The organism is Monashia sp. HAY1-2A, assembly GCF_056755315.1.
Window position 1 is genome coordinate 1 of sequence record NZ_JBNDHY010000829.1, and the last position, 233, is coordinate 233.

Below are 233 nucleotides of genomic sequence, written 5' to 3' on the forward strand. Positions count from 1 at the left end.
CCCCTACTCCGAAGGGGTCTTCATCGGCTACTGCGCCTGGGAACGGGCAGGGAGCAGCCCGGCCTACGTGTTCGGTCACGGGCTTGGCTACACCGACTGGACCTACGAGACGATCGCGACGGACGAAAGCGCGACAGGGAGCCCCGCGGTGACGGTCCGGGTCCGCAACTCAGGCGAGCGAACTGTTCGTGAGGTGGTCTAGGTCTACGCCGCGTCTGCCGAGCCCGGCACGG

1 protein-coding gene is annotated in these 233 nt (G+C 67.8%); it reads left to right on the plus strand.

Annotation, left to right across the window (positions count from 1 at the left end):
* Nucleotides 1-202, plus strand: a 202-nt coding sequence (locus ACPYOM_RS24100; protein ID WP_481347916.1) for a hypothetical protein, incomplete at its 5' end; no start/stop codon positions are given.
* Between the last annotated feature and the right edge of the window lie 31 nt (nt 203-233).